This window comes from Aestuariivirga sp., assembly GCF_037139295.1.
Taxonomy (GTDB): Bacteria; Pseudomonadota; Alphaproteobacteria; order Rhizobiales; family Aestuariivirgaceae; genus Aestuariivirga.
This window is the reverse complement of the sequence record NZ_JBAXGR010000135.1, coordinates 1-7383: the sequence shown is the minus strand read 5'-3', so window position 1 is coordinate 7383 and position 7383 is coordinate 1. Positions and strand designations below refer to the sequence as shown.

Genomic DNA, 7383 nt, shown 5'->3' with positions numbered 1-7383 from the left:
GCTGAGAACCGGGGAGGTGGCGTCCTCGGCCTCGGGTGCAGAGGTAGAATCCTCCGCGTTTTCAAAGTTCAGTGTCACTTCCGGGAATATGGCAACCAGCTCGAGTTCAACTTCCGAGAACCTGTAGCCGTCAACTTTCAAGTCGGCGGCAGTCTCGTCCAAATCCAGCAAACCCAGGAGAATGGTACGTTCGATAGCACCATATTTTTTTTCCGGGTCCTGGAACTCGCTCCGAAGTTTGGCTTCGGCGGTTTCGTCAAGCGGCTTACGCACCTCAAGGGTCAGTGCGATCTTAGGAATAATGTCAGGCGAGATGCTGATTATGGACACATCATAGCCTGTCCGGCTTACGTCCTTCGAAAATGCCTCCAGCTCGGTCTTGAGCTTGGTGGCAAACTTGACCTTCTCTGCCGCGACATCGGCTTCAGTCTTGCCGATTGCATCCCAGACCATCGTCCACGCCTGTTGAAAAGGATAGGCCAGGGTGTCAAGCGACACATAGACCATCCGGGATCCCCAATTCATCCAGCTCCCCTCGGCTGCAGTGTCTTGAGCGCTGGCGGGCACGGCGCTCAACGCCAATAGTCCCACAAATGCCACTGTCCTCGTCAATTTCATTTTATGTCCCCAGGATTGTGAAAATGCCCTCTAATCTACGGGCCGCAAGGCCTATAAGCCAGATTCGGGTACTTATAATACAGCAGAGTTGGTTTGTTAATTCTTTCTATGTCGCCAGCAGTCAATATCGCGCCGGGGCCAACCCGTTGGCCGCCATGTGCTTCTTCTTATAACATCATGACGAAAGCGGCTTCCATCTTCACTAGCAGAATGCAAAAGGGATCGAGCTGACTAGCTCTAAATTTGTGTTTTGTGGGCGCGCAGGTTAAAAATGACTGGTCAATAGGCTGATGATTATATTCTGCACTTTCAAAGCTGTAACTTAGGTATTTCTTGAGAAACGCCCAACTCCTCCTGCTAACTTCATGTAAAGGGACACGACCATGAGACTTTCCGTGAGCACGCTGGCGAGCGTCATGGCCATTGCCGTCGTGGGAGCCGCCGGGGGGCAGTTAGTCGCTGCGCATGCCGAGGATGCCGTGCTGCAGGTCTTCGCCTCGCCGCTTGTCATCGATCAGGCCAATACCGTTAACAGAGTCGCAGGGGTCTCCCCCATTGAGACGATCGAACTGAACTCCATCGACGCGCTCCAGAAATTATGCGGCTCCGCCAATGATGGAATTCCCTCAGTCGCGGTGGTGGTTACTAAGATCACGGCGAGCATTTCGGATAAATGCGTGTCGAATGGTATTGGCGAACTGTTGGAAGCTTCACTCGGTTTCCGCACGCTGGTGCTGGTGCAAAAGGCATCAGACCCGGCGATGAGCCTGTCTTCCAGGGTGCTCTACAAGGCCTTGACCCACGACGTGCCAGACGACGAGTCTTTTAAACCGAACATGGCCAACACTTGGTCTGATGTCGACGCCAGCCTGCCTAAACTTGACATTCGCCTCATCGTTGGATCGCCCGGTAGCGCGGCTCGCAAGGTCTTCGAGGATGAGGCGATGGTAGGTGGTTGCCGCCAATTCGACGCCGTGCAGAGCATCTTTGACGCTAAGGCCAGGGTTTCGACTTGCACCAAATTCAAGGAAGGCGCCATCCTCGAGGTTGACAGTTTGGACGAGCGCGCCGCGGCGCTGGGCGCGGCAGCGCCGGGCGCCGTGGCGGTATTGCCGATCAACATCGCACTGAAGCACAAGGACTGGATGCGGATCATTCCGTTCGACGGCTTCCTACCGACGCCCGAAAGCATCAACGCCGAAGACTATGTTCTCTCTGTGCCTGTCTACGTCTATGTGCGCCCGGAAGACCTTGCCAAGGAGGGCCCCGTCCGATTGTGGATGTGGGAGATGCTGAGCGAGGAGGCGATCGGCGACAAGGGCTACGGCAAGGTCGGCGGGCTGATAGAACTGCCGGCAGCAACGCGTGAGTGGCAGCGCCGCTCGATGTTCAAGTAAGGGGGAAATAAAATGACAAGATTGCTGAAAAAGAATAACCGGGTGCTGACCGTCTTCCTAGCATGTTGTGTAGCCGCCGCCTTCACCCCGGCAAGCGCCACCGCGTCGGCGGAGCAGGCGACCGGCACTACAAGCTATATGGACCAGGCTATGGGGACCGCCGGCCAGTACTGGACTGCAGTGTCAGATGCGGTTCTGTCATGGCTTCCAGGCCTTCCCTCCGCATCAGTGCTCACGCGGCATTTAGAAAGTCCGCAAGAGATGTCCGACATGGATTTCAAGAATTTGATGAGCCTCGCCGGCTACTCGGTCAAGTCGGTCAACATGGGTGTGGGCATCGTCCCGAGGTTCTCATTATACTTCGGGCAAACGCGCGAGATGTCTGATGCCGACGAGATCTACCTGGCTCGCCTGCTGCGCAAGCACGAACGCAGCATGGGCGGCCCTGTGGCCGCAAGCCAGCGCCTCATCGTTCGCACGATCATGCAACTCCAACAGTTTCCGGATTATAATCTGGCGAAAGTTGCCGTAACGATGCTTCCGTTCCCCTCCGTGGAGTTTGTGGCCGAACCGAAGCATACGGTGCTCGGCCCAGACCTGAGCTACATCGCCCAGCGCATCATGGATGTGAACATCAAGCTGGAACAAATGAAGCGATGACACTCACGGAACCGGAAATGCTGTTTCCGGCCCTTTGACAATCTGCTTCGGGCTCAGCGGATCGACCGGAACCAGCGTCCAGAAAAAAAGATGCCTTGCGACGCTGGTGAGATACCTGCCTTCTCGACCAGCTGTTTTACCCGCCGCTGCACCTCGTCCTGCGCCAGCTTGCTTTTGCCGAGATAATATTGGGCGACTAGGGCGAAGTCCGCTTCCTTGATCAACTTTCGCGCTCCGCCCAAGGCCGCAAGCATCGCGTTGGCAGCATCCTCATAATCACTCTCGATCTCAACCCCGGCGCCCGCCGCGGTGGCGATGATGATTGCGCGGGCTGCCCCTACGGTAAAACCATATTGCGCGACCGCTGTATCGACGATGCTGTCCTCTTCCGCAGTCGTCAGTACCTTGTCGCGCTGGCTGTAAAGAAGCACCAGCTCCCGCAACCTGCCTTGCGGATTGCCTTGCACTGGATCTTCTATCCTCATGAGCTTTTGATGCGCCTGTACCAGCTCCGTGACGGAATGAAACCGGCGCGCCGCGGAGAAATGCCTTCATCTTCCATGATCTTCTTCACCTTCTGGCGGCAGGCTTCCACCGGGCTCTTGAGGCGAGACGCGTAGAAGACGGCGATCCGCTCGAAATCATGGCGCGATAGCCGGTCTTTCGCGCCCGCGACGGACTTTACCAGTTCCTGCATTCTATCATCGATGTCAGTCTCGAGTTCGATGTTGCCGTTCTGCATCTCGGCATAGAGCACGCCGCGGGCGCGAGAGAGCGATACGTCCAGCCGGGTGACGGCCTCCTCGAGTAGCTTGTCCTCGTCGCCAGCCGTCAAAACGCGTCCACGCTGGGTGCGCAGCCTCACCAATTGGCGCAGTCGCTCCTCGCCCGGGCTCCAGTACTCGTCCTGATTGTTTCCGTATTGCGATGCCTGCCGCATGTCTGCCTCTTAACCAAATCTTGTTTGATTCATTCGAGTCGCCTCTTGGCGCCCACCTCGATTATTTCGTTCAACTCGTTCATCACGCTGCGGATCAAGGGTTTCGAGGCTTGCTCACCTGCATAATTCTGGACGAAAGCCCGAACCAATTGCCGCAATTCCTGCGGATTGGTCCGGCCTCCGCTGCGTAGAAGAGCCAGGAACTCGCCTGCTTGCCGCTCAACCCGCCACGGCGGAACACCGGAAAAGGTCCCGGATTGGTCCTCCGCTCGGGCGATGGCGTCCTCGACGCTGCCACCCTCCGCGATCAGCATTTCCTCAACAATCCGGTTGTAGCTGCGCAGGTTCAGGGCGGAGGCAGGTGAAAACCGCCGCTCCTGCCGAGCGACTGCGGTCATGGTCGGCCGCGGTGGCATGGCGGGCTGCCTCTCAGGCTCAAGCGCCGCGCCGCTGTGGCGACAATCGCCATTGTCCTCGAAGGTCAGGTAAAGCGGACGGATATCAACGCCGCGAGCCCACCCGGACACCTTTTGGGTGGCCCGGTCGATTAGCTGCCACTTGCGCCGCTCGTCGTCGGCGGGGTTGCCGCTTGAGCCATATTTGTCCTGAAAATAGGCGCAGTCCTGGTGGAAGGCCAGAATGATGCGGGAGAAGTCGCGGCCATTGCTCAGCAGCCGGAAGCTTTCTAGGGCCGATGTGTAGAAGGCGCTGTCGCTGTCGGCCAAGGCCAGGCCGCCACCGGGGCACCGTACCTCATAAATGTCGCCATCGAAACCCAGGCGCATCTTCCATGATGCGGAGGCATCTTCGGCGGTCAGGCGGGAATCGCTACAGTTCACCACGAGAATGGCCGGAGAGTGACGTGAATCCGCTTGGTTCCGGTTCATTTGACTTAAACGCTCTTCGTGTGGAGAAGGCCTGATAAAAACGAATCGATGAAATTATAGCAGAGCCCATAGCTATATAGGAGACTTAAGTAAGCAGCTGCGTTCCATCTTGCATTCAGTATCGACACTTCGATCCTGAAAAATACCATGATGAAGTAGGCAAGCAACATGTAGACGATCGTGAATACGAGAATACCGTTGGTCCGCAACGCGTAATAGGCGCGGTTGAATAGGTACAGGTGGGCACAAGTCAGCAGGATGAGCGCGATGAAGAAAACGGCTGCCGGCATCTGTTGCTCATCAGAGGACACCAGCAACGTCAATATGCCGAACGGCGGCAGCAGCCAGACGAAGGCGGACACGCCGACCACTCGTCCCAGCAGTCCAAGCGGGTGAAGCTTCGGGGTCACCGTCAGTCTTGCTCCTTCAACACAGCCCGGGCAGCGGCAAGGAATTCACTCTCGTAGCCGCGCATCAGCACATTCACGTAGTCGTTCACAAAGGTTTCCTGCTCGCGGACCTGCGCCTCGAGGCCGGCGCGGAACGAATCCTCATTGAAGGCCCGCTCCACTCTCAACAACCCGTAGTCGAGCGACCATGAGATGGCGAGCGCCACGGCAAATCGAGTGATGACGGTATCTGGCACGTACACGCGCCTGAGGCTCCCTGTCACCAAGAGGATGATCGAAGCAAACTCGGTGAAGCGCAGTATCAGCACGAGAATGCGGGTGGCGAGCGGGCGTACCGCGAGGAACACATCGACGTCGCCGATCTGCTTGATGTCCAGAATGTCCTGAAGCGCACTCGCCTCCTTGGCCAGCGCGATTGGCTCGCGGCGCGCTGAGAGGATACCCGCACTCGCGGCCTGGAGCTGAGGCAGCGTCCGAACGATGCAAGACTGGGAGGCGCTGCCGGTGCAAGCTGCTGCAACCGCCTCGGCGGCCAGCACATATAGCCGTGCGGCCGCGTGGCGGTCGATCAGTCGTGTAATCTGGTAGGCATCTTCTGCCGGCCGGCCCACACGCTGGCGCAAAGACTGCTTCTGCAACCTGCGGAGCACTCCGAGAACGTCACCGCGCTGTCCCGCCGGAGCGGTTATTAGGTCCCGAATGACGTGATATACAGCGCGATAGGAATTGGCGTAGCTCGTTGCCCAGTCGTAAGTCCAGGCCACATACGGGCCTATCCGTGCCGTCCGCGCCGCGAAGAGTGCCGAAACATCCTGCGACAGCAGCGCGTCGTCCGCCCGGGCCGGTGCCACCACGCCGGCTGTGAGCAGCCAGGCCAGCGCGAGAAGCGCGGCCGGGCAGCACCGTATGAAGACCACGGGGACTGATGCCAGAAATCGATTGCACCGTGCCACAACTTGTCGTCAGCCTGCCCCGGCCGCAGCGGAAGTCGTCGTGACGCGCATCAGCAGCAGGTTGACGAGTTGCAGCAGGCCATCGTCAATCGCCAGCCGCTGCCTGGCGTCATTCATCCATCCCGATAGTATTGACTTCAGTTCCGGGCTGCCGCCGTCGATCTCGAAGAGCGCCTGTTGCAGCCGCCCGAGATCCAGTTGTTTGTTGGCCTCGTCGATCACCAGCGAATCCTTGCTCTCATCCGCGCCAACGCCGACACCCAGGTCCGACAGAGAGGACCGGACTGCGAAGACACTCGAATCCCACCAACCCAGTTGCTCACGTGTTGCTTGCAGCAGGGCCGTGTGCGCGAGGGCAGGGAAACGCTCCCGTAGCAGGCTTGTAGGCGGTATGTTCTGTTCGGCCAGCACTTTAAGTTTGGCGACAATGTCCGACATGGCGGGGTCTGCCGCGGCCGCTGCCGTAATGGCGTCGAGGTCGTCGGGGCGGAGGCCACGACTGATCGACAGCAGCGCAAGCCGGGCCGCCAACAAGGACGCCATCTCGGGCGCGGCCGTGTCTGCCAGCCGCTGGTCGAGTTTCGATATCTGGTTTTTCAACGCCACATCCGAGGTGGCGTCGCGAGCGTCCAGCGCCACGAACTGGTCCTTGAGGCCGGTCAACCTCTGTTCGAGCATTTGAATGCCTGCTGCATCGGTGTTCGCCAAGTCTGCAAGCCGCTGGTCGAGCTGCGAGAACTGGTTTCTCACCTCAACATCCGAGGTGGCGTCGCGTGCATCCAGGGCCACGAACTGGTCCTTTAGGCCGCTCAACCTCTGCTCGAGCGCCTGAATGCTTGCCGCATCGGTATTGGCTGCAGCAGCCTCGCGCAGCTCTGCAATCGAAGCTTCCAGATTGGCTAACTGTTCCTCGAGCACTGACACTGAACCGGCCAGATCCGCGGCCAGCAACTTTGCATCAGGACCGGCGGGAAGCCGGCTAACATAGGGAAGCTGAGCAGGAAGCCAGCGCTGGGGTCCCGCCACCGTGATGACGCCCTGCCTGATCGCTGGATAGAAAAGCAGCCCAAGAGCGAGAACCGCCAACAGTAGGGAGAGCGTGCCGCGCTTGTTCCCGCTGGGGCGGGCCGCCTGCCTCGTTGTTTCTAAGGTCGGCTTGGGAATTACGTCGGAATGCGTCATTGCTGTCTCGATTGTTATCGTAGATCAAATCTGACTTTTTACGAATCGATAGATACGGTCAGAGCTTTAACCAAAACAATGTTCAGAAAATATGATAATGTTTAGAATGCCAATGGCGCCTGCGGCAAAATACGTAGTTTTACAAATATGATTGCGGAAGCCCACGTGCCCCGGCCCAGCCTTAAATCGGCACTCCGCTTCAACTGTTTTGTGTGATGCAGGAAAGATAGATTCACCCGACATCTACTGGATGTCCAACGTCTCGGGGTTATCGTTGCCAAGTTGGTGGTCATTTGGCAAGGTCCCCGCGCCCTCCAACGCAGGCCGCCAGGCACT

Annotated in this window: 9 protein-coding genes; 2 read left to right on the top strand and 7 right to left on the bottom strand. The window is 58.2% G+C overall.

All coding sequences use genetic code 11. The annotated features are described in order from the left end of the window. A partial coding sequence (locus WCJ41_RS19200; protein ID WP_336907448.1) for a hypothetical protein occupies positions 1–576 on the bottom strand: 576 nt, incomplete at its 3' end. Positions 577–1013: 437 nt separating this feature from the next. On the opposite strand from WCJ41_RS19200, the gene WCJ41_RS19195 reads away from it, so the two are divergent. Then, positions 1014–2015 carry a substrate-binding domain-containing protein gene (locus WCJ41_RS19195; protein WP_336907447.1) on the top strand — a complete coding sequence of 334 codons (1002 nt, stop codon included), beginning with the start codon at positions 1014–1016 and terminating at the stop codon, positions 2013–2015. A 12-nt stretch (positions 2016–2027) separates the two neighbouring features. After that, entirely contained in the window at positions 2028–2675 is a 648-nt protein-coding gene (locus WCJ41_RS19190; protein ID WP_336907446.1) for a hypothetical protein, read from the top strand. A 53-nt stretch (positions 2676–2728) separates the two neighbouring features. On the opposite strand, the gene WCJ41_RS19185 is transcribed toward WCJ41_RS19190, so the two are convergent. From WCJ41_RS19185 to WCJ41_RS19160, 6 genes are read right to left on the bottom strand one after another with little or no spacing between them, the layout of a single operon-like run. Then, complete coding sequence (locus tag WCJ41_RS19185; protein WP_336907445.1) at positions 2729–3160, bottom strand: hypothetical protein; 432 nt, start codon at positions 3158–3160, stop codon at positions 2729–2731. Beyond that, positions 3157–3615 (bottom strand): hypothetical protein, encoded by a 459-nt coding sequence (locus WCJ41_RS19180; RefSeq protein WP_336907444.1) that lies wholly within the window; start codon positions 3613–3615, stop codon positions 3157–3159. Before WCJ41_RS19180 ends, WCJ41_RS19185 begins: the two co-directional genes overlap by 4 nt. A gap of 29 nt (positions 3616–3644) precedes the next feature. Further along, positions 3645–4502 carry a hypothetical protein gene (locus WCJ41_RS19175; RefSeq protein ID WP_336907443.1) on the bottom strand — a complete coding sequence of 286 codons (858 nt, stop codon included), beginning with the start codon at positions 4500–4502 and terminating at the stop codon, positions 3645–3647. 5 nt (positions 4503–4507) lie between these two features. Further along, positions 4508–4912 carry a hypothetical protein gene (locus tag WCJ41_RS19170; RefSeq protein WP_336907442.1) on the bottom strand — a complete coding sequence of 135 codons (405 nt, stop codon included), beginning with the start codon at positions 4910–4912 and terminating at the stop codon, positions 4508–4510. A gap of 2 nt (positions 4913–4914) precedes the next feature. Next, on the bottom strand, positions 4915–5829 hold the full coding sequence (locus WCJ41_RS19165; protein WP_336907441.1) for a hypothetical protein: 915 nt from the start codon (positions 5827–5829) through the stop codon (positions 4915–4917). Between the two features lie 45 nt (positions 5830–5874). Further along, the gene (locus tag WCJ41_RS19160; protein WP_336907440.1) at positions 5875–7047 is read right to left on the bottom strand and encodes a hypothetical protein; all 1173 of its coding nucleotides are present in this window, start codon (positions 7045–7047) and stop codon (positions 5875–5877) included. Positions 7048–7383: the final 336 nt, after the last annotated feature.